The sequence below is a fragment of the Azospirillum endophyticum genome, from assembly GCF_016595245.1.
Classification (GTDB): domain Bacteria; phylum Pseudomonadota; class Alphaproteobacteria; order Azospirillales; family Azospirillaceae; genus Azospirillum; species Azospirillum endophyticum.
In genome coordinates, this window is the sequence record NZ_JAENHM010000048.1 from 1 (window position 1) to 22,305 (window position 22,305).

General features: G+C 68.6%; 19 protein-coding genes. 11 read left to right on the forward strand and 8 right to left on the reverse strand.

The window, feature by feature from the left end; translation table 11 throughout:
* The first annotated feature begins 216 nt into the window (after positions 1 to 216).
* The 6 genes from JHL17_RS16075 (at position 217) to JHL17_RS16100 (ending at position 6,446) form a co-directional block, all read left to right on the forward strand.
* Entirely contained in the window at positions 217 to 1,263 is a 1,047-nt protein-coding gene (locus JHL17_RS16075; protein WP_200194556.1) for a substrate-binding domain-containing protein, read from the forward strand.
* A 25-nt stretch (positions 1,264 to 1,288) separates the two neighbouring features.
* A complete protein-coding gene (gene pstC, locus JHL17_RS16080; protein ID WP_200194557.1) occupies positions 1,289 to 2,671 on the forward strand; it encodes a phosphate ABC transporter permease subunit PstC in 1,383 nt (460 codons plus the stop codon).
* Entirely contained in the window at positions 2,664 to 3,977 is a 1,314-nt protein-coding gene (gene pstA, locus JHL17_RS16085; protein ID WP_200194559.1) for a phosphate ABC transporter permease PstA, read from the forward strand. Before pstC ends, pstA begins: the two co-directional genes overlap by 8 nt.
* A gap of 89 nt (positions 3,978 to 4,066) precedes the next feature.
* Complete coding sequence (pstB, locus tag JHL17_RS16090; protein WP_247893593.1) at positions 4,067 to 4,813, forward strand: phosphate ABC transporter ATP-binding protein PstB; 747 nt, start codon at positions 4,067 to 4,069, stop codon at positions 4,811 to 4,813.
* Positions 4,814 to 4,917: 104 nt separating this feature from the next.
* The gene (phoB, locus tag JHL17_RS16095) at positions 4,918 to 5,622 is read left to right on the forward strand and encodes a phosphate regulon transcriptional regulator PhoB (RefSeq protein ID WP_109452346.1); all 705 of its coding nucleotides are present in this window, start codon (positions 4,918 to 4,920) and stop codon (positions 5,620 to 5,622) included.
* Between the two features lie 95 nt (positions 5,623 to 5,717).
* Positions 5,718 to 6,446: an SAM hydrolase/SAM-dependent halogenase family protein gene (locus tag JHL17_RS16100; protein WP_200194561.1), complete on the forward strand. Its 729-nt coding sequence runs from the start codon at positions 5,718 to 5,720 to the stop codon at positions 6,444 to 6,446.
* A gap of 89 nt (positions 6,447 to 6,535) precedes the next feature.
* Here the strand turns inward: JHL17_RS16100 and JHL17_RS16105 are convergent, their stop codons facing one another.
* From JHL17_RS16105 to JHL17_RS16115, 3 genes are all read right to left on the reverse strand, one after another.
* Positions 6,536 to 7,261, reverse strand: coding sequence for a Bax inhibitor-1/YccA family protein (locus JHL17_RS16105; protein WP_200194562.1), 726 nt, complete (start codon positions 7,259 to 7,261; stop codon positions 6,536 to 6,538).
* Between the two features lie 146 nt (positions 7,262 to 7,407).
* Positions 7,408 to 9,948, reverse strand: a complete 2,541-nt coding sequence (locus JHL17_RS16110) for an ABC transporter permease (RefSeq protein ID WP_200194563.1) — start codon at positions 9,946 to 9,948, stop codon at positions 7,408 to 7,410.
* Positions 9,949 to 10,182: 234 nt separating this feature from the next.
* On the reverse strand, positions 10,183 to 10,950 hold the full coding sequence (locus tag JHL17_RS16115; protein WP_200194565.1) for an ABC transporter ATP-binding protein: 768 nt from the start codon (positions 10,948 to 10,950) through the stop codon (positions 10,183 to 10,185).
* A gap of 112 nt (positions 10,951 to 11,062) precedes the next feature.
* Here JHL17_RS16115 and JHL17_RS16120 point away from each other — a divergent pair, with 112 nt between their 5' ends.
* The 4 genes from JHL17_RS16120 (at position 11,063) to thpR (ending at position 14,681) form a co-directional block, all read left to right on the forward strand.
* Positions 11,063 to 11,698, forward strand: a complete 636-nt coding sequence (locus tag JHL17_RS16120; RefSeq protein WP_200194566.1) for an arylesterase — start codon at positions 11,063 to 11,065, stop codon at positions 11,696 to 11,698.
* 6 nt (positions 11,699 to 11,704) lie between these two features.
* Positions 11,705 to 12,856, forward strand: coding sequence for an FIST signal transduction protein (locus tag JHL17_RS16125; protein WP_200194567.1), 1,152 nt, complete (start codon positions 11,705 to 11,707; stop codon positions 12,854 to 12,856).
* Positions 12,857 to 12,884: 28 nt separating this feature from the next.
* Positions 12,885 to 13,928, forward strand: a complete 1,044-nt coding sequence (locus tag JHL17_RS16130) for an NADP(H)-dependent aldo-keto reductase (protein WP_200194568.1) — start codon at positions 12,885 to 12,887, stop codon at positions 13,926 to 13,928.
* Between the two features lie 210 nt (positions 13,929 to 14,138).
* Complete coding sequence (thpR, locus tag JHL17_RS16135; protein ID WP_200194569.1) at positions 14,139 to 14,681, forward strand: RNA 2',3'-cyclic phosphodiesterase; 543 nt, start codon at positions 14,139 to 14,141, stop codon at positions 14,679 to 14,681.
* Here the strand turns inward: thpR and JHL17_RS16140 are convergent.
* The 3 genes from JHL17_RS16140 to dnaK all read right to left on the reverse strand — a co-directional run bounded on the left by JHL17_RS16140 (position 14,678) and on the right by dnaK (position 19,320).
* Entirely contained in the window at positions 14,678 to 15,862 is a 1,185-nt protein-coding gene (locus tag JHL17_RS16140; RefSeq protein WP_200194571.1) for a GGDEF domain-containing protein, read from the reverse strand. The two genes, thpR and JHL17_RS16140, sit on opposite strands and share 4 nt — an antisense overlap.
* Before the next feature lie 227 nt (positions 15,863 to 16,089).
* Positions 16,090 to 17,241, reverse strand: a complete 1,152-nt coding sequence (dnaJ, locus tag JHL17_RS16145) for a molecular chaperone DnaJ (protein ID WP_200194572.1) — start codon at positions 17,239 to 17,241, stop codon at positions 16,090 to 16,092.
* A 162-nt stretch (positions 17,242 to 17,403) separates the two neighbouring features.
* On the reverse strand, positions 17,404 to 19,320 hold the full coding sequence (gene dnaK, locus JHL17_RS16150) for a molecular chaperone DnaK (RefSeq protein WP_200194573.1): 1,917 nt from the start codon (positions 19,318 to 19,320) through the stop codon (positions 17,404 to 17,406).
* Between the two features lie 622 nt (positions 19,321 to 19,942).
* Between dnaK and JHL17_RS16155 the strand changes: the two genes are divergently transcribed.
* Entirely contained in the window at positions 19,943 to 20,146 is a 204-nt protein-coding gene (locus tag JHL17_RS16155; protein WP_200194574.1) for a hypothetical protein, read from the forward strand.
* A gap of 77 nt (positions 20,147 to 20,223) precedes the next feature.
* Here JHL17_RS16155 and JHL17_RS16160 read toward each other — a convergent pair whose 3' ends face one another.
* Both JHL17_RS16160 and JHL17_RS16165 read right to left on the reverse strand, forming a co-directional pair.
* On the reverse strand, positions 20,224 to 20,802 hold the full coding sequence (locus JHL17_RS16160; RefSeq protein ID WP_200194576.1) for a hypothetical protein: 579 nt from the start codon (positions 20,800 to 20,802) through the stop codon (positions 20,224 to 20,226).
* A gap of 184 nt (positions 20,803 to 20,986) precedes the next feature.
* Positions 20,987 to 22,039, reverse strand: coding sequence for a polysaccharide deacetylase family protein (locus JHL17_RS16165; protein WP_200194577.1), 1,053 nt, complete (start codon positions 22,037 to 22,039; stop codon positions 20,987 to 20,989).
* Between the last annotated feature and the right edge of the window lie 266 nt (positions 22,040 to 22,305).

Genomic DNA, 22,305 nt, shown 5'->3' on the forward strand with positions numbered 1-22,305 from the left:
TCTCAACCCTGTGCGAGGGCGCTGCCCTCGCACAGTACTTGTGTTGATAGATTAGCCCCGGGGGGGAAAGGGGATATGGCGGGGTGTGAAAAGGGTCGCCACTTCGTGACGCTGTCATGAAACCGTCATAAAAACGCAATCAATCGGTCGCCCTCCGGGTCTATGGTCCGCGCCATTCCGCTGGACCAGTCTCCGTTTCCTCAAGGAGGGGCACCCGTGACCACCCGGACCCATGTCTTCGCCGCGACCGCCCTGGGCCTGACCCTGGCCCTGAGCCTTGCCGGCCCGGCCCGGGCGCAGTCGCGCGATCAGATCCGGGCGGTCGGCTCCTCCACCGTCTTCCCCTTCACCACCGCGGTGGCGGAGGCCTTTGGCAAGGGCGGCCGGTTCAAGACCCCGGTGGTCGAATCGACCGGCACCGGCGGCGGGCTGAAGCTGTTCTGCGCCGGCGTCGGCCCGGCCCATCCCGACATCGCCAACGCCTCGCGCCGGATCAAGAAGTCGGAAATCGACCAGTGCGCCGCCAACGGCGTCACCACGATGACCGAGTTGAAGATCGGCTATGACGGCATCGCGCTCGCCTCCTCCCGCAAGGCGGCTCCGGTGTCGCTGTCCACCGTCCTGCTGTGGAAGGCGCTGGCGAAGGAGGTGCCGGTGAACGGCGCCCTGGTCGCCAACCCGTACAAGCTGTGGTCCGACATCGACCCGGCCCTGCCCAAGGCGGCGATCGAGGTGCTGGGCCCGCCACCCACCTCCGGGACGCGCGACACCTTCAACGAGCTGGCGATGCTGGAGGGCTGCAAGAAGGTCGCCGAGGTCGCCAAGGCGGTCCCCGACGAGAAGGCCCGGGAACGCGCCTGCATGACCATCCGCGAGGATGGCGCCTATGTCGAGGCTGGCGAGAACGACAATTTGATCGTCCAGAAACTGACCGCCAACCCCAACGCCTTCGGCGTCTTCGGCTACAGCTATCTCGACCAGAACCGCGACACGCTCCAGTCGGCGAAGATGGACGGGATGGAGCTGACGGCGGAGACCGTCGCCGCCGGCCAGTACGAGCTGGCGCGCCCGCTCTATGTCTATGTCAAGAACGCCCATGCCGGCGTCATCCCGGGCATCCGCGAGTTCATCGGCGAATACACCTCGGAACGGGCGCTGGGCGACGACGGCTATCTGGTCGACAAGGGGCTGATCCCGGAGCCGAAGGCGCTGCGCGAAGCCGCCCGCGTCCTGGCGGTGAACCTGACCCCACTCCAGTTCTGATCTCTCCGTTCTCCGAGCCGCCCGCATGCAGCTGACCCTCCTCGCCCTGGTCCTGGCCCTGCTCACCATGATCGGCTTCCTGGTCGGCCGGTCGCGCGCGGCCGCGTCGGTCGGCGGGCGGGTGGCGGAGCTGCATTCGGTCCCCTCCTACCATGGCGTCTATGTCGCGCTGTGGGCCGGGCTGCCGGCGCTGCTGCTGTTCGTCGTCTGGACGGCGTCGGAAGGCTGGCTGGCGCTGCAGCTGGTGCTGTCGGCATTGCCGGACCGGCTGACCACCGGCGACGGTCAGTCGGTCTCCCTGCTGAAGGCCGACATCCTCAATCTCGCCCGCGGCATCGCCACCGGGCGCGAGGCCGATCCGCTGGTGGTGGAGGCGGCCCGCCGCTACGCCGCCCTGCGCGACCTCGCCGGCTGGAGCCTGCTGGCTGTCGGGGCCAGCATCGCCGTTGCCGGGCTGGCCTGGGGCAGCCGCCGCATCGGCCCGGACCTGCGCGCCCGTCCGGCGGTGGAACGGGTGGTGCGGGTGGCGCTGGTCGTCTGCTCGCTGGTCGCCATCCTGACCACGGTCGGCATCGTCCTGTCGCTGCTGTTCGAGGCGCTGCGCTTCTTCAGCGTCGTCTCGCCCCTCGACTTCCTGTTCGGCACCCATTGGAGCCCGCAGATGGCGATGCGGGCCGATCAGGTCGGCTCCAGCGGCTCCTTCGGCGCCATCCCGCTGTTCGCCGGTACGCTTCTCATCACCGTCATCGCCATGGCAGTGGCGGTGCCGGTCGGGCTGATGGCGGCGATCTACATGTCCGAATATGCGGGGCGCGGCATGCGCACCTGGCTGAAGCCGGCGCTGGAGATCCTGGCCGGCATCCCGACCGTGGTCTACGGCTTCTTCGCCGCGCTGACCATGGCGCCCGTCGTCCGCTCGGTGGGCGAGGCGCTGGGGCTGGACGTCAGTTCGGAATCGGCGCTGGCCGCCGGCATCGTCATGGGGGTGATGATCATCCCCTTCGTCAGCTCGCTGTCGGACGACGTCATCAACGCGGTGCCGCAGAGCTTGCGCGATGGCTCCTACGGCCTCGGCGCCACGAAATCCGAGACGATCCGTCAGGTGGTTCTGCCGGCGGCGCTGCCCGGCATCGTCGCCGCCGTGATGCTGGCGGTCAGCCGCGCCATCGGCGAGACGATGATCGTCACCATGGCGTCGGGCCTGACCGCCAACCTGACCGCCAACCCGTTGCAGGCGGTGACCACCGTCACCACCCAGATCGCCACGCTGCTGGTCGGCGACCAGGAGTTCGACAGTCCGAAGACGCTGTCGGCCTTCGGCCTCGGCCTCGTGCTGTTCCTCGTCACGCTCTGCCTCAACATGGTCGCCCTGCGGGTGGTCCGGACCTATCGGGAAAAATATGACTGACCTCGTCGAGCGGGACGTGGCGGCCGTGACGCCCTCCCCTTCCCCTTCCACCGCCCCGAAGTCGCGCCTGCGCAGCGAGGCCTTCGCCCGCCGCCTGCGCGCCCGCCATGCCGCGGAGCGCCGCTTCCGGCTGGCCGGCGCCGCGGCGGTGGCGCTGGCGGCGCTGATCCTGGTGCTGCTGCTGGGCTCCATCGTCGCCAAGGGCGCCAGCGCCTTCCTGGAGGCGCGCATCCGGCTGGAGGTGACGCTGGACCCGGCGGAGGTCGCCGACCGCAACTACACCGCCCTGCTGCGCCGGGCGCTCTACGCCCAGTTCCCGCAGGTGACCGACCGCGCCGGCCGCCGTGTGCTGAACGACCTGCTGTCGTCGGGCGCGCCCTACGAGATTGAGGCGATGGTGGCGAAGACCCCGGCGCTGGCCGGAACGACGCAGACGATCTGGGTCCGCGCCGACGACCAGATCGACCAGCTGGTGAAGGGCGCCTATCGCCGCGACCTGCCGGAGAGCGAGCGCGGGATCAGCGACGCCAAGGTCGCCGCCGCCGACGCGCTGCTGGCGTCGGCGGCGCTGGCGCAGGGCTTCAACACCACCCTGTTCACCGCCGGCGACAGCCGGGAGCCGGAACAGGCCGGCATCGGCGGCGCCATCGTCGGTTCGCTGCTGACCCTGCTGGTGACCATGGCGCTGTCGGTGCCGACCGGCATCGCCGCCGCAGTCTATCTGGAGGAGTTCGCGCCCAAGAACCGCTGGACCGACCTGATCGAGGTGAACATCAACAACCTCGCCGCGGTGCCGTCGATCATCTTCGGCCTGCTGGGCCTGGCCGTGTTCCTGGGGTTCTTCGGCATGCCGCGCTCCGCCCCGCTGGTCGGCGGGCTGGTGATGGCGCTGATGACGCTGCCGGTCATCATCATCGCGTCCCGCGTCGCGCTGAAGGCGGTGCCGCCGTCGGTCCGCGAGGCGGCGCTGGGCATCGGCGCCTCACCCCTGCAGACCGTGCTGCACCATGTGCTGCCGCTGGCGCTGCCCGGCATCCTGACCGGCACCATCATCGGCATGGCCCGCGCGCTGGGCGAGACGGCGCCGCTGCTGATGATCGGCATGGTCGCCTTCGTCGTCGACATCCCCCACGGGCTGACCGACAGCGCCACGGTCCTGCCGGTGCAGATCTACATGTGGGCCGACAGCCCGGAGCGGGCCTTCACCGAGCGCACCTCGGCGGCGATCCTGATCCTGCTCGGCGTCCTGATCCTGCTGAACGGCGCGGCCGTGATCCTGCGCAAGGTTTTCGAGAGACGGTGGTGAGCGTCATGAGCATTCAGAACCCGCTGAAGCTGCGTCCCCACACCGACGACCGTCCCGGTCAACGCCCAGGCGCAGCCCTGCCCAACAAGATGACCGCCCGCGGGGTGACGGTGTTCTACGGCGCCAAGCAGGCGTTGAAGGGCATCGACCTCGACATCCGGGAAAACCGGGTGCTGGCGCTGATCGGCCCGTCCGGCTGCGGCAAGTCGACTTTCCTGCGCTGCCTGAACCGGATGAACGAGACCATCGAGGGCTGCCGGGTCGAGGGGCGGATCGCGCTCGACGGCGAGGACGTCTATGGCAAGGCGGTCGACGCGGTGCAGCTGCGCGCCCGCGTCGGCATGGTGTTCCAGAAGCCGAACCCCTTCCCCAAGTCGATCTACGACAACGTCGCCTACGGCCCGCGCATCCATGGCCTGGCTTCCGGCCGCGACGAGCTGGACGAGGTGGTGCAGACCTCGCTCAAGCGCGCCGGCCTGTGGGCGGAGGTCAAGGACCGCCTGCGCGAACCCGGCACCAGCCTGTCCGGCGGCCAGCAGCAGCGGCTGTGCATCGCCCGCGCCATCGCCGTCAGCCCCGAGGTGATCCTGATGGACGAGCCCTGTTCGGCGCTCGACCCCATCGCGACCGCCCATATCGAGGAGCTGATCGACGAGCTGCGGGCCAACTACACCATCGTCATCGTCACCCACAACATGCAGCAGGCCGCCCGCGTGTCGCAGCGCACCGCCTTCTTCCATCTCGGCGAGATGGTGGAGTGCGACGACACCGAGGAGATCTTCACCAACCCGCGCGACGAGCGCACCCAGGGCTACATCACCGGCCGCTACGGCTGAACCCTTCCTTATGCCTCCTTCCTCCTGCGCCCCCTCCCCTCCTTTGTTGAAAAGGCTGTGCCATGCCGGTTAACGTCGAGACGCGCGCTGTCAACGGAGCCACCATGAATGCGGCCCTGAAGCCGCTCGTCCTGATCGTCGAGGACGAGGCCGACATCCTGACGCTGCTGAAGTACAACCTGGAAAAGGAAGGCTTCCGCGTCGCCACCGCCAGCGACGGCGAGGAGGCCCTGCTGGCCGCCGGCGAACAGACGCCGCACATCGTGCTGCTCGACTGGATGCTGCCGCTGATGAGCGGGCTGGAGGTCTGCCGCCAGCTGCGCCGCAACGCCAAGACCCGCGACATCCCGATCATCATGCTGACCGCCCGCGGCGAGGAGGGCGACCGGGTGCGCGGCCTGAATTCCGGCGCCGACGACTACATCACCAAACCCTTCTCGCCGACCGAGCTGGTGGCGCGCATGCGCGCCGTGCTGCGCCGCGCCTCTCCCGGCATGACCGACGAAGTGCTGACCTTCGCCGACGTGACGATGGATCTGGCCGCCCACCGCGTCCGCCGCAACGGCCGGGACGTCCATCTCGGGCCGACCGAATTCCGCCTGCTGCGCCATTTCATGCAGCATGCCGGCCGTGTCTTCTCGCGCGAACAGCTGCTCGATCTGGTCTGGGGCCACGATGTGTACGTCGAGCCGCGTACGGTCGACGTCCACATCCGCCGCCTGCGCAAGGCAATGAACGAAGAGGACGAGCTTGACCTGATCCGCACGGTGCGGTCGGCCGGCTACGCGCTCGATACCAAGTCGGTGTGAGGGGGGCGTCGATTGCCCCCACCTAACCTCCCCCGCTGGGCGGGGGAGGGTTAGGGTGGGGGTCTAAGGTAGCGGCACTGGTGAAAAGGCCCCCCATGATCCTGCTCTTCACCGACTTCGGCCTTTCCGGCCCCTACACCGGCCAGATGAAGGCGGTGTTGGCGCAACAAGCGCCCGCCGTCCCGGTCATCGACCTGTTCGCCGACGCTCCCGCCTTCGACCCGCAGCTCTCCGCCTATCTGCTGGCGGCCTACGCGCCGGCCTTCCCGGCCGGCAGCGTCTTTCTCTGCGTCGTCGATCCCGGCGTCGGCACCGACCGGCGGCCGGTGATGGTGGAGGCCGACGGGCGCTGGTTCGTCGGCCCCGACAACGGCCTCTTCGCCCTGCCCGCCCGCCGTGCAACGTCACTAAACGCCTGGAAAATCGACTGGATCCCGGACCGGCTGTCCGCCAGCTTCCACGGCCGCGACCTGTTCGCCCCCGTCGCTGCCAACCTTGCAACGGGCCAGGCCGTTGCGCGCAGCCCGCTCGATCCCATCGACATCGACCGTCCGGACTGGCCGGACGATTTGGCCCGCATCGTCTATGTCGACGTCTACGGCAACGCCATGACCGGCCTGCGGGCTTCCGCCCTGCCCGCCGATGCGGTGCTGACCGCCGGCGGCACCCGGATCGCCCGCGCCCGCACCTTCGGCGCCGTCGGGCCGGGCCAGCCGCTGTGGTACGAAAACTCCAACGGGCTGGCGGAGATCGCCGTTAACCGCGGGCGGGCCGACCGGGTTCTGGGGCTGGCGGTCGGCGACCCGGTGACGGTGGAGTCCTGAAAAAGCAGTGCAAAAGAAAACCGCCCGGAAGCGGGTGCTTCCGGGCGGCTGCTGCTTGATCCGATGCTTGTCCGATCAGGCTCGCAAGATCAGTCGTTGTTGCGCTGGCCCAGGAACTGCAGCAGGAACTGGAACAGGTTGATGAAGTCCAGGTACAGCGTCAGGGCGCCCATCAGGGCCAGCTTGCCGGTGCTCTCGTGATCGTAGCCCTCGGCGTAGCTTTCCTTGATCGCCTGGGTGTCGTAGGCGGTCAGGCCGGTGAAGATCAGCACGCCGATGGCGGAGATCGCGAAATGCAGGGCCGGCGACTGGAAGAAGATGTTCGCCAGGCCGGCGATCACCAGACCGATGACGCCCATCATCAGGAACGAGCCCATCTTCGACAGGTCGGCCTTCGTCGTGTAGCCGTAGAGGCTCATCGCCAGGAAGGTCGCGGCGGTGACGAAGAAGGTCAGTGCGATCGACGCCCCGGTGAAGACCAGGAAGATGGCCGACATCGACAGGCCCATCGCGCCGCAATAGGCCCAGAAGATCATCTGTGCCGATGCGAAGGACAGGCGCTGGATGCCGAACGACAGCACCATGACGAAGGCGAGCGGGGCCAGCATCACCACCCACTTCAGCGGCGTGCCGAAGATGGTGGCCATCATGGCCGGGCTGGACGACACGAGTGCCGCGACCAGACCCGTCAGGATCAGGCCGGCGCCCATGTAGTTGTACACGCGCAGCATGTGCTGCCGCAGGCCTTCGTCTAAGTATCCCCGATCTGTCGCGCGGCCTGCGGTCGCGAAGCGGTTATAGGTCGGGTCTGCCATGGTTTGGTTTCCTCGGTGGAATAGGGTGATCCCGTGCCAGGACATATTGGCGAGTCCGTCATGCGGTTCAATAGGAATCGGCAGCGGTTTTTCCAGATGAAATAGCTTTCACGATTCGTTTTTCCTGCGGCTTCATGACGCGGGAATCATTCGTTCCGAAGCAATGGCGCCGAAGGCTGGCCCAAAGCCCGCCAAGTACCATAGAACCCGAAAGCCAGCGTGATCGCCGTGCTCAGCAAAGCGGTGGTTATGACCGCCGACGGCAGGAAGCTCCATTCCCAATGCATCAGGAACTTCAGCACCGCCCAGGCGGTCAGCGTGCCGATGATGCCGGCGATCACCGCGGTCAGCAGGCCGAGCAGCCCGTATTCCAACAGGAAGGCGCGCAGCACGTCGCCGCGCGTGGCGCCCAGCACCTTCAGCACCACCGCATCATAGACCCGGCGGCGGTGGCCGGCGGCGACCGCGCCGGCCAGCACCAGCGTGCCGGCGGCCAGCGTGATGCCGGCGACGATGCGCACCGCGGTGCCGATATGGCCCAGCATCTCCGCCACCGTGTCGAGCGCGTCCTTCACCCGCACCATGGTGATGTTGGGGAAGCGCTGCAGGACGGCGCGCTGCACCTGGGTCTCGGCGTCGGGCGTGGCGCGGACGGTGGCGACCCAGGTCTGCGGCGCCCCCTCCAGCGTGCCGGGGGCGAAGACCATGGTGAAGTTGATCGCCATGCTGCTGAAATCGGCGGAACGCACGTTGGCGACCTTGGCCTCGATGCTGCGGCCCAGGATGTTGACGGTCATGGTGGCGCCCGGACCGATGCCGAAGGCCTCGGCGACGCTCTGATGAATGGAGATCAGCGGCGGCCCGGCATAGTCGGTCGGCCACCAGCTGCCGGCGGTAACGGTGGAATGTTTCGGCAGCGTCGCGGAATAGGTGATGCCGCGATCGCCGGCCAGGATCCAGGCCTGTTCCGGGTTGACCAGCGCCTTTTCGGCGTCCTGGCCGTTCACCCGCTCGATCCGGCCGCGCAGGCTCGGCACCGCCTCGAAGGCGCTGGCGCCGGGGACGGCGGTGACGAGCTCGCGCAAGGGATCGAACTGGTCGCGCTGGATGTCGACGAAGAAGAAGGCGGGGGCATCCTGCGGGATCGTCTCCGACACCCGGCGGGAGAAGTTGCCCTGGATCAGCGCGATGGCGACCAGCACCGTCAGGCCGAGGCCCAGCGACAGCACCACCGCCGCCGTCGGGTTGCCCGGCCGGTGCAGGTTGGCCAGCGCCAGCCGCAGCCCCGGACGCCGGACCCGCCCAAATTTTCCTTGGCCCACCCGCGCCGCGCCCCAGGTGACCAGGGCGGCGGCGGCGCGGAAGGCGAGGAAGGTGGCGATGGAGCCGCCGACGAACCACAGGGCGAAGATCCTGTTGTGGGCGGTCAGAACCGCCAGCCCGGCGAGCGCCGCGGCCGACACCACCATCGCGACGGTGTAGGGCATACGCGGCCGTCCGCCGGCCGGGGCGATCACGTCGCGGAACAGCGCGCCCGCCGGCACCTCGCGCGCCCGGCCGAGCGGCCACAGCGAAAAGGTCAGCGCCGTCAGCACGCCGTAGAGGGCGGCCAGCGCCAGGGCGCCGGGATAGACGCCGATATGTGCCGACACCGGCAGCACGCCGTCGAGCAGCCGGCCCAGCGCCAGCGGCGCCACGGCCCCCAGCGCCAGCCCGATGACGATGCCCAACAGAGCCAGCGCCAGGATCTGCGCCAGATAGAGCTGGAAGACCAGGGCGCCGGGCGCGCCGATGCACTTCATCATGGCGATGGTGCGGGCGCGCGAATCGAGATGGCTGCGCACCGCGTTGCCGACCCCGACGCCGCCGACCAGCAGCGCGGTCAGCCCGACCAGCGTCAGGAACAGCGTCATGCGGTCGATGAAGCGCTCGATCTGCGGCGAAGCGTTGGTGTAGTCGCGCATCCGCCACGGCGCGTCGGGGAAGCGGCTGCGCAACCCCTCCTGCCAAGCCTTGAGGTCGGTCTCCGGCGGCAGCGCCACCTTGGTGCTCCACCAGGTGAGACTGCCGGGTTGCAGCAACCCGGTGTTCGTCAGCGACGGCAGCGCCACCAGCAGCCGCGGCCCGAGCGAGAAGGCGTTGGAGGAGGCGCGGTCCGGCTCGCGGTCCAACACGGCGGCGACGCGGTAGGCGCCCTCGCCGACATGGATGGTGTCGCCAGGCTTGATGCCCAGCCGGTCGACCAGACTGGCCTCCACCACGGCACCCCAGCGGCCGTCCTTCTGCGCCAGCGCGTCGCGCAGGTCGCCGCCGCCGTCCAGTGTCACGGCACCGTAGAGCGGATAGAAATCGTCGACCGCCTTCAGCTCGACCAGCGAGGAGCGGACGTCATCGTCGGCGCGGGCCATCGCCCGCATCTCGGCGGAGGTCGAGACCCGGCCGCCAGCCTTCAGCGCCGCCATCTGCTCGTCGGCCGGCGGATTGTAGAGTTGCCGCAACGCGACGTCACCGCCGAGGATCGAGCGCCCGTCGCTCGCCAGCCCGTCGAGCAACCCGCTCGACACCGACTGCACCGCGGCGATGGCGGCGACGCCCAGCGCGAGGCAGGCGAGGAAGACCCAGAAGCCCTTCAGGCCGGTGCGCAGCTCCCGCCGGGCAAGCCGGAGGGCGAGGCCAAGGTTGGTCATCGCATGGCCCCCTCATACCCGCAACTATTCCCTCTCCCCTGCGGGTCCCCTCTCCCCCCCGGGGAGAGGGTTAGGGTGAGGGGGATGCGNGGGTGAGGGGGATGCGTGGCGAGGATTGTTTCAGTGACGAGGGGTTTGCACGCCGACTTACGCCACGCGGTGCGTCCCCCTCACCCCGACCCTCTCCCCGGGGGGGAGAGGGGGAAACGGTCCGCATCAGTCCAGCCATCCCCCTCACTCCCCCGCCGCCTGCAGCTTTGCGCGTCGGGCCGCCTGCCCGTCGTCGGCGATCCGCCCATCCGCCAGCCGCACCGTGCGGTCGCAGCGCGCGGCGAGGCTCTGGTCGTGGGTGATCAGCACCAGCGTCGTGCCGCGCCGCTCCGCCAGATCGAACAGCAGCTTGACGATGGTGGCGCCGGTGTCGATGTCGAGGTTGCCGGTCGGCTCGTCGGCCAGCAGCAGTGACGGCTCGGTGACGAAGGCGCGGGCCAGCGCGGTGCGCTGCTGCTCGCCGCCCGACAGCTGGCCGGGATAATGGTGGACGCGGTGGCCCAAGCCCACCTGTTCCAGCCCGACGCGGGCGCGGTCGAAGGCGTCGGCGACCCCGGCGAACTCCAGCGGGATGGCGACATTCTCCAGCGCCGTCATCGTCGGCACCAGATGGAAGGCCTGGAAGACGATCCCGACATGCTGGCGGCGGAAGCGCGCCAAGCCATCCTCGTCCAACCGGCCGAGATCCTGGCCGGCGACGCGGACGACGCCGCCGCTGGGGCGTTCCAGCCCGGCCATCACCATCATCATGGTCGACTTGCCGGAGCCGCTGGGGCCGACGACGCCGACCCGCTCGCCGGCCGTAACCTGAAGATTCACGCCGCGCAGGATGTTGACGGGTCCGGCGCCGCTGTCCAATTTCAGGTGGACGTCGTCGAGTTCAACGATTGAATCGTTGGGGGACCGGGCGATGAAATCTGACGACGTTGCAGGGGACTGAGCCTTGGACATGCGACACTCGCACAAGCGGAATGGACCATCGCCATATGGCACGACCCGCCGGGCTTTCAACACGGGCGCCCTTGGCGTGGCGCTCGCCTTTCTTTTCGCCGCAGGGGCATCGATGACCGTTCCGACCCGCGCGGTTGCCGCGCAGCCGGTGAAGCTGCTGGCGCTGGGCGACAGCCTGACCGCCGGCTACGGCTTGCCGGAACCGCAGGGCTTCACCCGGCAGCTGGAGAAGGCGCTGGCCGCCAAGGGCTACAGCGTCACCGTCGTCAATGCCGGCGTGTCGGGCGACACCACGGCGGGCGGGCGGGCGCGGCTGGACTGGGCACTGGCCGACAAGCCGGACGCCGCCATCGTCGAACTCGGCGCCAACGACATGCTGCGCGGGCTCGACCCGGGTCAGGCCAAGGCCAACCTCGACGCCATCCTGAAGACGCTGAAGGAGCGCAAGGTCCCGACCCTGCTGGCCGGCATGTTCGCCTCGCCCAGCCTGGGCAAGCCCTACACCGACAGCTTCAACGCCATCTACCCCGATCTGGCGAAGACCTACGATGTGCCGCTCTATCCCTTCTTCCTCGACGGGGTGGCGTTGCAGCAGGCGTTGATCCAACAGGACGGGCTTCATCCCAACGCCCAGGGCGTGGCCATCATCGTCGAGCGTATCCTGCCCTCCGTCACCGCACTGCTCGACAGCTTGCCGCAAATCCAGAAGACTGCGGACCAGAAGACTACGGAAAAGCCCGGAGGCTGACCCATCATGACCGTTTCCCTCGACAGCGACACCCGCTTTCACGCCGCCTGCGCCGCCGGGGCGGAGTGGGGGCCGACGGTCAAGGCCTGCCTGGATCGCCTGGGCCCGGTCGCCGGTTGCAACCTGGGCTTCCTCTACCTGACCGACGGGATGGCGGAGCATGCGACCAGCATCGTCACCCTGCTGCGCGGCGTCACCGGCATCCGCCATTGGGTCGGCACGGTCGGCATCGGCGTGATGGCCAACGGCGACGCCCTGTTCGACGAGCCGGGGCTGGCGATCATGGCCGCCCGCCTGCCGGAGGACAGCTTCCGCCTGTTCCCCACCCTGACGGACGGGCTGGAGCCTTTGCGCGGCAGTGCCGGCGGCTGGCTCGACAAGCATGGCGCCGCGCTGGCGCTGGTCCATGTCGACCCGCACCATGCCGACATGGCCGGGCTGGTCTCCCGCCTGTCGGAGGAGGCCGGCGTCTTCCTGGTCGGCGGCCTGTCCGCCTCGCGCGGGGAGTTCCCGCAGATCGCCGCCGGGGCGGAGGATGCCGATCCGGTCGCCGAGGGCGGCGTGTCGGGGGTGCTGTTCGCGCCCGATCTGCCGGTCGCCACCGCCCTGACCCAGGGCTGCCGCCCCATCGGGCCGACCCGCACCGTCACCGCCAGCGACGACAACGTCATCCTGGAGATCGATGGCCGCCCGGCGCTGGACGTCTTCAAGGAGGACATCGGGCCGGAGCTTGCCGCCGACCTGCGGCAGGTCGCCGGGGTGATCTGCGCCGGGCTGCCCATCGCCGGCTCCGACACCCAGGACTATCTGGTGCGCGACCTCATCGCCATCGACCCGCGCGCCGGCTGGCTCTCCATCGCGGAGCGGGTGACCACCGGCCAAGCCGTGATGTTCACCCGCCGCGATGCCGACACCGCCGCCGCCGACATGCGCCGGATGCTGGACGGCCTCAGGAAACGGGTGAAGACGAGGCCGAAGGGGGCGGTGTATGTCAGCTGCATCGCCCGTGGACCCGGCTTGTTCGGCACCGCCGATGCCGAGCTGTCGATGATCCGCGAGACCTTCGGCGATATCCCGCTGACCGGCTTCTTCGCCTCCGGCGAGGTGTCGCACAACCGGCTCTACGGCTACACCGGCGTGCTGACGCTCTTCCTCTAAAAGCCTCTTCGAACAAGGAACGTCTCGGATGCAGTATCGTCCGCTCGGCCGCACCGGCCTGTCGGTCAGCGCCATCGGCCTCGGCACCATGACCTGGGGCCGCCAGAACACCGAGGCCGAAGGCCATGCCCAGATGGACGCGGCGCTCGACCGCGGCATCACTTTCTGGGACACGGCGGAAATGTACGCCATCCCGCCCACCGCCGACACCTACGGCAAGACCGAGGCGGTGATCGGCAGCTGGTTCCAGTCGCGCGGCAAGCGCGACAAGGTGATCCTCGCCAGCAAGATCATCGGCGCGCCGGCCGGCGGCTTCGGCTGGATCCGCGAGGGCAAGTCGCGGCTGGACCGCGCCAACCTCTTCGCGGCGGTGGAGGCCAGCCTGTCGCGGCTGAAGACCGACTACATCGACCTCTACCAGATCCATTGGCCCGACCGCGTCACCAACCGCTTCGGTGTCCGCACCTACCGCCACAAGCCGGAGAATGACGGCGTGCCGATCGAGGAGACGCTGGCGGCGCTGGCCGAACTGGTCCAGGCCGGCAAGATCCGCCATGTCGGGCTGTCGAACGAGAGCCCCTGGGGCGTGATGCGCTGGCTGCGCGCCGCCGAGGTGGCCGGGCTGCCGCGCGTCGCCTCGATCCAGAACGCCTACAACCTGCTGAACCGGACCTTCGAGAACGGGCTGTCGGAGGTGGCCCTGCGCGAGGATGTCGGACTGCTCGCCTATTCGCCGCTGGGCGCCGGCACGCTGACCGGCAAGTACCTGAACGGCACCGTGCCGCCGGGCAGCCGCCGCGCGCTCGACCACCGGCCGTCGCGCTACGCCACCGTCAACGCCGACGCAGCGACGGAAGCCTATCTGGAGATTGCCCGTCGCCACGGGCTGGCGCCCAACCAGATGGCCATCGCCTTCACGTTGCAGCAACCCTTCGTCGCTTCGTCGCTGATCGGGGCGACGACGATGGAGACGCTGATCTCCAACATCGACTCCCTCGACCTGACCCTGTCGCCGGAGGTGCTGGCGGAGATCGACGCCGTGCACAACCGCCTGCCGGATCCGTGCCCGTAAGCTGTTGGCCGCAATTGCCCCCACCTAACCTCCCCCGCTGAGCGGGGGAGGGACTACCGCCGAACGCCGACAAAGCTCCAATCCCCTCCCCCGCCCAGCTCTCGCACAAAGCTTTGCTTTGTGCTGACGCGACAGGCGGACCGTAGGTCCGCTGAGAGCGGGGGAGGGTCAGGGTGGGGGTCTAACTCCGCCGATATATGGAGGTGTCCCATGCTCCGCCTGTTCGTCGCGCTCGACCTGACGGAGGAGGTGCGTCGGCGTCTGGCCGGGCTGGCCGGCGGGGTGCCCGGCGCGCGCTGGACCGAGCCTGAGACCATGCATCTGACCCTGCGCTTCATCGGCGAGGTGCCGGAGGATCAGGCGATGGACATCGACGCCGCCTTGGCCGAACTGCGGGCACCGGCCTTCCCGCTCACGCTCGATGGCGTCGGCGTGTTCGCCGGCGCCCGCAAGGCGCGGGTGCTGTGGGCAGGGGTCGAGCGCAACGAGGCGCTGGCCCATCTCCAGGCCAAGGTCGAATCCGCGATCGTCCGCTGCGGCTTGCCGGTGGAGGAGCGGAAATTCTCCCCCCACATCACGCTGGCCCGGCTGAAGGACGCACCGGCCGACCGCATCGGACGTTTCCTGTCCGACCGCGGCCTGTTCCGCGCCGGTCCGATTCCGGTCGATCACATCACGCTCTACCGCAGCCATCCCGGCAACGGCGGTGCCGTCTATGAAGCGTTGCGGGAGTATCCGCTGGAGGCCGTTTAGGCGACGATCCCGTCCCAGGGCTCGGCATCGGTTTGCGGGGGGATGCCGGGTCCGACCACGCGGTCCTTGCCGTCCTGCTTGGCGCGGTACATGCGCTGGTCGGCCAGTTCCACCAGGGTTTCCCAGTCGGCGGTACGGTCGGCCGTCTGCTCGGCGATGCCGATGCTGGCGGTCTGCAGGCTGCCGTCCGGCCGCCTGCCGAATCCGGCGCGCCGCATCCGCTCCACCGCGATCATCGCACCGTCGATCCGGGTGTCGGGCATGAGGACCAGGAACTCTTCCCCGCCCCAGCGGATCAGCGCGTCGGACTGGCGCAGCAGGCTGCGGATGGTGTTGGCGGCATGGCGCAGGACGCGGTCGCCCTCCTCATGCCCATGGCGGTCGTTGACCGCCTTGAAGTCGTCCAGGTCGACGAAGATCGCCGTCAGCGGCTGCGACGTCCGTTCCGCATGGGCGACCTGGAGTTTCAGCAACTCCTCGCCGATGCGGCGGGAAAAGGCGCCGGTCAGCGCGTCGTGCGCCGCCTGCTCCAGCAGGGCGATCATGAAATGCAGCTGGCTGATCGCCGCCAGCGTCGCCACCACCGCGATCAGCGCCAGCAGCCACAGCGCGCTGATGTAGGAGGGGAACGGCATCACCAGCGAGCCGTAGAAGCCGGCGGCCAGATGGGCGCCCAGCATCGGCGCGGCGAACAGCGCCCCTTCCGTGGCGGTCAGCGGAAAGACGCTGAGGCCCGCCACCATCACGAAGGGCAGATAGCCGTAGCCGGCGCTGACGGCGATGCGCAGGTCGTCGACGCCCTGGTTGTAGAGCAGCGGATGGGAGATGGCGAAGAACAGCGTCGGGATCGCCAGCAGCGCCGCCAGCCGTCCCCAGGCGCAGGCCATGTCCTCGCAGGAGCGGCGGTCGAAGGCGAGCGCCAGGAAGGCGGCGCTGGCGGTCAGGCGCAGCAGGATCAGCCAGATCGCCAGCGACCAGTCGAAGACGGTGACGTCGATGGCGATCCACAGCGGCGTCAGCACGCCGAAGATCAGCGCCACCATGCGCACGCGCGACCGGATCATCGCGGCGCGGCGGCGTTGCAGGATCGGCGAGTGGCCGGCGGGATGGATCAGATCGGGCAGTTCGTCGCCGCGGACGAAGGCGTCGACCATCGCGGCGAGAAGCCTCTCAACCCGCATCAGGCAGCCTGCCCCCCGGCAGCGGCCGGACATGTCGCCAATGGATTAGACATGAAGGGTGATTACACGGGCATGACGGCCCCTTCAACGGCTTTCGCGCCGGAATGGCCGGCGGACCATCGGAAAACGCGGAAAGATCCCGGTATGCGACAAAAAGCTGCGGGCGGCGCGTCGTCGACGCACCGCCCGTTCAAAAAGCCCGACCGCAGGGAAATCCCGGCCGCCGATCAGTCCTTCAGGTCTTCCCAAAGCTCCTTCACCTTGGCGAAGAAGCCTTCCGACTGCGGGTTCGACCCTTCCTTGGCGGCGCCTTCGAACTCGCGCAGCAGTTCCTGCTGGCGCTTGGTCAGGTTCACCGGGGTCTCCACCACCGCCTGGATGTACATGTCGCCGCGCTGGGCGCTGCGCAGGACCGACATGCCCTTGCCCTTGATGCGGAACTGGTGGCCGGACTGGGTGCCGGGCGGCACCGTCACCTTGGTGCGGGTGCCGTCGATGGTCGGCACCTCCACCGACCCGCCGAGCGCCGCCGTGGTCATCGGGATCGGCACCCGGCAATGGATGTTGGCGCCGTCGCGCTGGAAGATCGGGTGCGGGCCGATGGCCAGGAAGATGTAGAGGTCGCCGGCCGGCGCCCCGCGCAGTCCCGCCTCGCCCTCGCCGGCCAGACGGATGCGGGTGCCGTCCTCGACGCCGGCGGGAATGTTGACCTGCAGCGACTTTTCCTTGCGCAGCCGGCCGGAGCCGCCGCAGTTCTTGCAGGCGTCCTTGATGACCTTGCCGGCGCCGTGGCAGCCGGGACAGGTTCGCTCGATGGTGAAGAAGCCCTGCTGTGCCCGCACCTTGCCGTGACCCTGGCAGGTCGGGCAGGTGATCGGCTGGGTTCCCGCCGCGGCGCCGGAGCCGCTGCAGCTGTCGCACTGCACGGTGGTGGGCACGCGGATGGTGGTCTGGGTGCCCTTGAAGGCGTCCTCCAGCCCGATCTCCAGATTGTAGCGCAGATCCTGGCCGCGGCCGGACGCCCCGCCGCCGCCGCGGCGCCCGCCCATGAACTCGCCGAACATCTCGTCGAAGATGTCGGCGAAGCCGCCGCCGCCGCCGAAGTCGAAGTTGAAGCCGCCGGCCCCGGCGCCCGCGCCCGGACCACGGCCACCCTCGAAGGCGGCGTGGCCGAACCGGTCGTAGGCCGCGCGCTTCTGATCGTCCTTCAGGACCTCGTAGGCTTCGCTGACTTCCTTGAACTTCTGCTCGGCGTCCTTGTCACCCTGGTTGCGGTCCGGGTGGTACTGCATCGCCATCTTGCGATAAGCCTTTTTCAGCTCATCCGCGCTGGCGCTCTTCGCCACACCGAGCAGCTCGTAATAATCCTGTTTCGCCATGGGGGCCGACCGCCTTTGAGTCGTTCTGGTCCAAACTGTCCGCATCGTACCGGAGCCTGAGCCCAGCATACCGAAGGCCCGCCGCCGGGGAAAGGCGGCGGGCCATCGATGCTCGCGTCAGATCCGTATCAAAAAGAAGCTGCCTGCCCTAAGAGACGGGCCTTAGGCCGACTTCTTCTTGTCGTCCTGGACCTCTTCGAAGTCGGCGTCGACGACGCCCGGCTCGTTCGGCTGGGCGCCCGGCGCCTCGCCGCCCGCAGCCGGGGCCTCGCCCTGGCCGGCCTTGTACATCGCCTCGCCCAGCTTCATCGACACCTGGGCCAGCGCGTCGGTCTTCGCCTTGATGCCGTCCAGATCCTCGCTGTCCAGCACCGACTTCAGCTCGGCGACGGCAGCCTCCGCGGCGGTCTTGTCGGAGGCCGGGATCTTGTCGCCGTTCTCCTTGATGGTCCGCTCGGTGGTGTGGATCAGGGCGTCGGCATGGTTGCGGGCGTCGACCAGCTCGCGGCGCTTCTTGTCGTCGGCCGAGTGGGCCTCGGCGTCCTTCACCATCTTCTGGATGTCGGCGTCCGACAGGCCGCCCGAGGCCTGGATGCGGATCTGCTGCTCCTTGCCGGTCGCCTTGTCCTTCGCCGTGACGCTGACGATGCCGTTGGCGTCGATGTCGAAGGTCACCTCGACCTGCGGCACGCCGCGCGGGGCCGGCGGGATGCCGACCAGATCGAACTGGCCCAGCATCTTGTTGTCGGCCGCCATCTCGCGCTCGCCCTGGAAGACGCGGATGGTGACGGCGTTCTGGTTGTCCTCGGCGGTCGAGAAGGTCTGGCTCTTCTTCGTCGGCACCGTGGTGTTGCGGTCGATCAGGCGGGTGAAGACGCCGCCCAGCGTCTCGATGCCCAAGCTGAGCGGGGTGACGTCGAGCAGCAGGACGTCCTTGACCTCGCCCTTCAGCACGCCGCCCTGGATGGCGGCGCCGATGGCGACCACCTCGTCCGGGTTGACGCCGCGGTGCGGCTCACGGCCGAAGAACTGCTTCACCGCGTCGATGACCTTGGGCATGCGGGTCATGCCGCCGACCAGGATCACCTCGTCGATCTCGCTGGCCTTCAGGCCGGCGTCCTTCAGGGCCGCCTTGCAGGGCTCGATCGTGCGCTGCACCAGCTCGTCCACCAGGGCTTCCAGCTTGGCGCGGGTCAGCTTGATGTTCAGGTGCTTCGGACCGGTCTGGTCGGCGGTGATGAAGGGCAGGTTGACTTCGGTCTGCGTGGTGGACGACAGCTCGATCTTCGCCTTCTCGGCGGCCTCCTTGAGGCGCTGCAGCGCGAGCTTGTCCTTGCGCAGGTCGATGCCCTGCTCCTTGTTGAACTCGTCGGCGAGATACTCGATGATCCGGCTGTCGAAGTCCTCGCCGCCCAGGAAGGTGTCGCCGTTGGTCGACTTCACCTCGAAGACGCCGTCGCCGATCTCCAGCACCGAGATGTCGAAGGTGCCGCCGCCCAGGTCATAGACCGCGACGGTGCCGGACCCCTTCTTCTCCATGCCGTAGGCGAGTGCTGCGGCCGTCGGCTCGTTGATGATGCGCAGGACTTCCAGCCCGGCGATCTTGCCGGCGTCCTTGGTGGCCTGGCGCTGGCTGTCGTTGAAGTAGGCCGGGACGGTGATGACCGCCTGCGTGACCTTCTCGCCCAGATAGTTCTCGGCGGTCTCCTTCATCTTGGTGAGGATGAAGGCGCTGATCTGGCTCGGGCTGTACTTCTTGGAGTGCGCCTCGACCCAGGCGTCGCCGTTGTCGCCGGAGATGATGCGGTAGGGAACCAGGCCCTGGTCCTTCTTCGTCAGCGGATCGTCGAAGCGGCGGCCGATCAGACGCTTGATGGCGAAGAGGGTGTTTTCCGGATTGGTGACCGCCTGGCGCTTGGCGGGCTGGCCGATCAGCCGCTCGCCGCCCTGGCTGAAGGCGACCATGGACGGCGTCGTCCGCGCGCCCTCGGCGTTCTCGATCACCTTGGCGCTGCCGCCTTCCATAACGGCGACGCACGAGTTCGTGGTGCCGAGGTCGATACCAATCACTTTGCTCATGTTCAGCCTCTTTCGTTCGGCAGATGCGTGGCGGCCCGTCTGGTCCGGCACCGCCGCGATCCCCATAGGGTCGGTGAAACGTCGGTGGAGCGCTTGGGGGTCCGGATACCGGGGAGCGATGCCCCCGGGTCCGGCCCGTGCTGGCGGAGATATAGGCGGAGCCGTTTCGGGCTGCAACAGGGTGGCGCGCCTTTCGGCCCGCAAAAGCGGGGAAAAAACGTTGCCGCGACATCCTTTGCCACACCGGCGACGCCCGGCTGCCCTTCGCAATAGAATACTTGCGTACTCAAATACGGAAAGGCGAATATTCTGATATTCACCTCCGTCTGATTCAAATCGTCACAGAGGTTACAAATGATAAATCCTTAGATCGTGAACTATCCGGCGGGGTTAACCTTTCATTAACAAGCAATCGAGTGCAAAGTCACCGTCAATCAATTCTCGGTTGCTATGATTATTCATGTTTTTGAGAATCTAACAGTGAAAACCAGAAGAAAATATGATATCTCCTTTGCCTTATAGGGGTTGACCGCAAGGGGATGGGCAGGCGACGCCCCGTCGCAGCCGCCGGAGCGTGCGGTCCCATGCAGAGCTGGTTACACAGGTGCGAAAGGGAAGCGCGATGATGGACGAACGACGCGATGTGGCCCTGGCCATAAAGTCCTGCCTGGACAGCCTGATGAGCGATGCGACGCGCTGCGCTCTGGACGACCTGGCGCGCTTCCTCAGCCTCGCGGCGCTCGCCGCGGAGGAGGCTGCCGATGCCCACGATCCGCAGGCGGTCCGGATGAAGGCGTTGATGGCCAGCGGTGCCGGCCACTGCTGACCGGCCATCGCCGAGCGGCCGTTGCCGGCCGGACCTTGCGACTTGTCCCGGAATGCCGGGGCGGAAGCCGATCCGCTTTATCGAATCTCCGCATTGCGGATGGCATCGTCGATCCGGCCCAGCGTCTCGGCACAGGATTCGTCGCCGTCCATCAGGTCGGGCAGCGCAAAGCTGAACATGGCGACCGCAGCGACACCCTTGGCCGGGATTGCGGCAGGGGTCGGGACGCCGTCCACCGCCCCGCTCCCGTCGGCCGCCGGGCGTTCCGCTCCGATCAGCCACAGATAATGGGTTTCGGCCCGGCCATCCTCTTGCGTCCGCATCATCGCCTGGGCGATCACCGCGCCGTCGGCCCTGGTCTCCACGGTCCGGTCGCCCGCCCGCGGATCCTGTGGCCGGACGAAGCGCAGAGCCATCTCCTGCAGGGTGGCGGCGGTACCGCCGGAGTCCGGGCGGGGAACCACGCGGTCGGTGACCAGCCGCAGCACGCCGGCCGCCGGCGGCGGTGGCCGGAAGCTGCCCACCGGCTGCCCTTCATGCTCCTCCACATCGACCGTCCAGCCGCCCGGCAGCCGGAAGCGCACCGTATCGGCCCAGCCGATGTCGGAACCCTGCCCGTTCCCCTGTCCGTCCGGTGAATACGTCTCGTCGGCCATCGCCCGCTCCCGAAGATTGCGGCGCGCCCTGCAACGGCACGCCGGGTCCGGCACCATAGGCGGCGTGGTCCCGCCCGCCAATGCCTATGGACCCCGAAGCCCGTCGATCGGACTGGTTGATCAGACCGGGCGGTCGGGTTTGGGCCATCGGGTCGGGGCCGGCCGGGACTGCCGCTGCCGGCCGTTATTCCGGGATCAGGAACTGGACGCCAAGCCAGCGCCAGCGCCCGTCGGCGGCCGGCAGCGTGCAGTTGACGCGGGCCCGGCCCGGCGGGAAGGGATCCTTGATGCGGACTTCCACCCGATCCTCGGCGATGCGTTCCAGCGCGGTGCGGCCCTGGCCGGTGGCGAAGCAGGCCAGCTTGGAGCTGTCGCCCACCCCGTCGGCGATGGTGAAGCCCAGCGGCGGCGGATTGACGGTGACCAGCGGATCGTCGGGCGTCAGGTCCGACACCGGCAGGGGCAGCGCGTTGGCCGCCAGTTCGAAGCGGTCGGCGCTGCCGTAGGTCTCGTTCATGACGAAGCGCGGCAGGCTCCACGGATCGGCCTGCGGGTGCAGGACCCCCGATTGCTGGCCGAAGGCCGCGGTGAAGCCCTGGTCGACCACCAGCTGCCGCACGGCCAGCGAATATTCCCCCTGCGGATAGGCCAAGACCGCCGGGCGCCGACCCAGCTCCGTCTGGAAGCGGTCGGACATCCGCCGCAGGTCGGCCGCCACCTGGTCCGGGCTGCGCGCCAGCATCGACTGGGTGGAGGTGCCGAGCGCCCCGATGGTGACGCCGGCCGCCGCCAGCTGCCGGATCTCGCTCCAGGTCATGTGGGCGGGGGACCCGCGGTCCACCGCGTCGGTGGCGACGAACAGGGTGAAGGGCAGGCCCGCCGCCTTCAGCCGCGGCCAGGCCTCGGTGTAGGCGGAGCGGCTGGCCTCGTCGATGGTGATCGCCACCGTACGGTCGGGCAGCGGCTTGCCGGTGCGCAGGGCATCCAGAATCGTCGGCAGCGGCAGGACCTGGTATTCGCCGTCGGTCAACTCGTCCAGATGGGCTTCGAACTGGTCGATGCGGATGCTGATCGAGGGGTTCTGGTCTTCGCCGAAACGGTCATAGGCGAAGACCACCGCGCTGGCGCCCGGCGGAGAGGTGGATTCGGCGGCGGCGGGCCGGGATGCCGGCGCGAGCGCGGTCCAGGCGGACAGCGCGGCGGCGGCGAGTACCGTGACGGCACGACGGAACGACATGGCGCCCTTGCGGAAAACGCTGATCGGGGCGACCTCCGCCCCAACGCAAAGGGTGTGCCACAATCTCCGTCCCGCGAACAAGCGCCGACCGCCGCTTTCCCACAGAGGGCAGCGATGCGGTGCGCGCGTGCAACAATGGAACGCCTCCGCCGCAACGCAAGCGCTGATATAGGGCGGCGGCCGTCCGCCGCCCGATCCCTACATCGGTGGGCTTACACCAATGCCGAAAAGTTCCGACCTTTGGTCGGCACTTTCCGGCCCCTCAG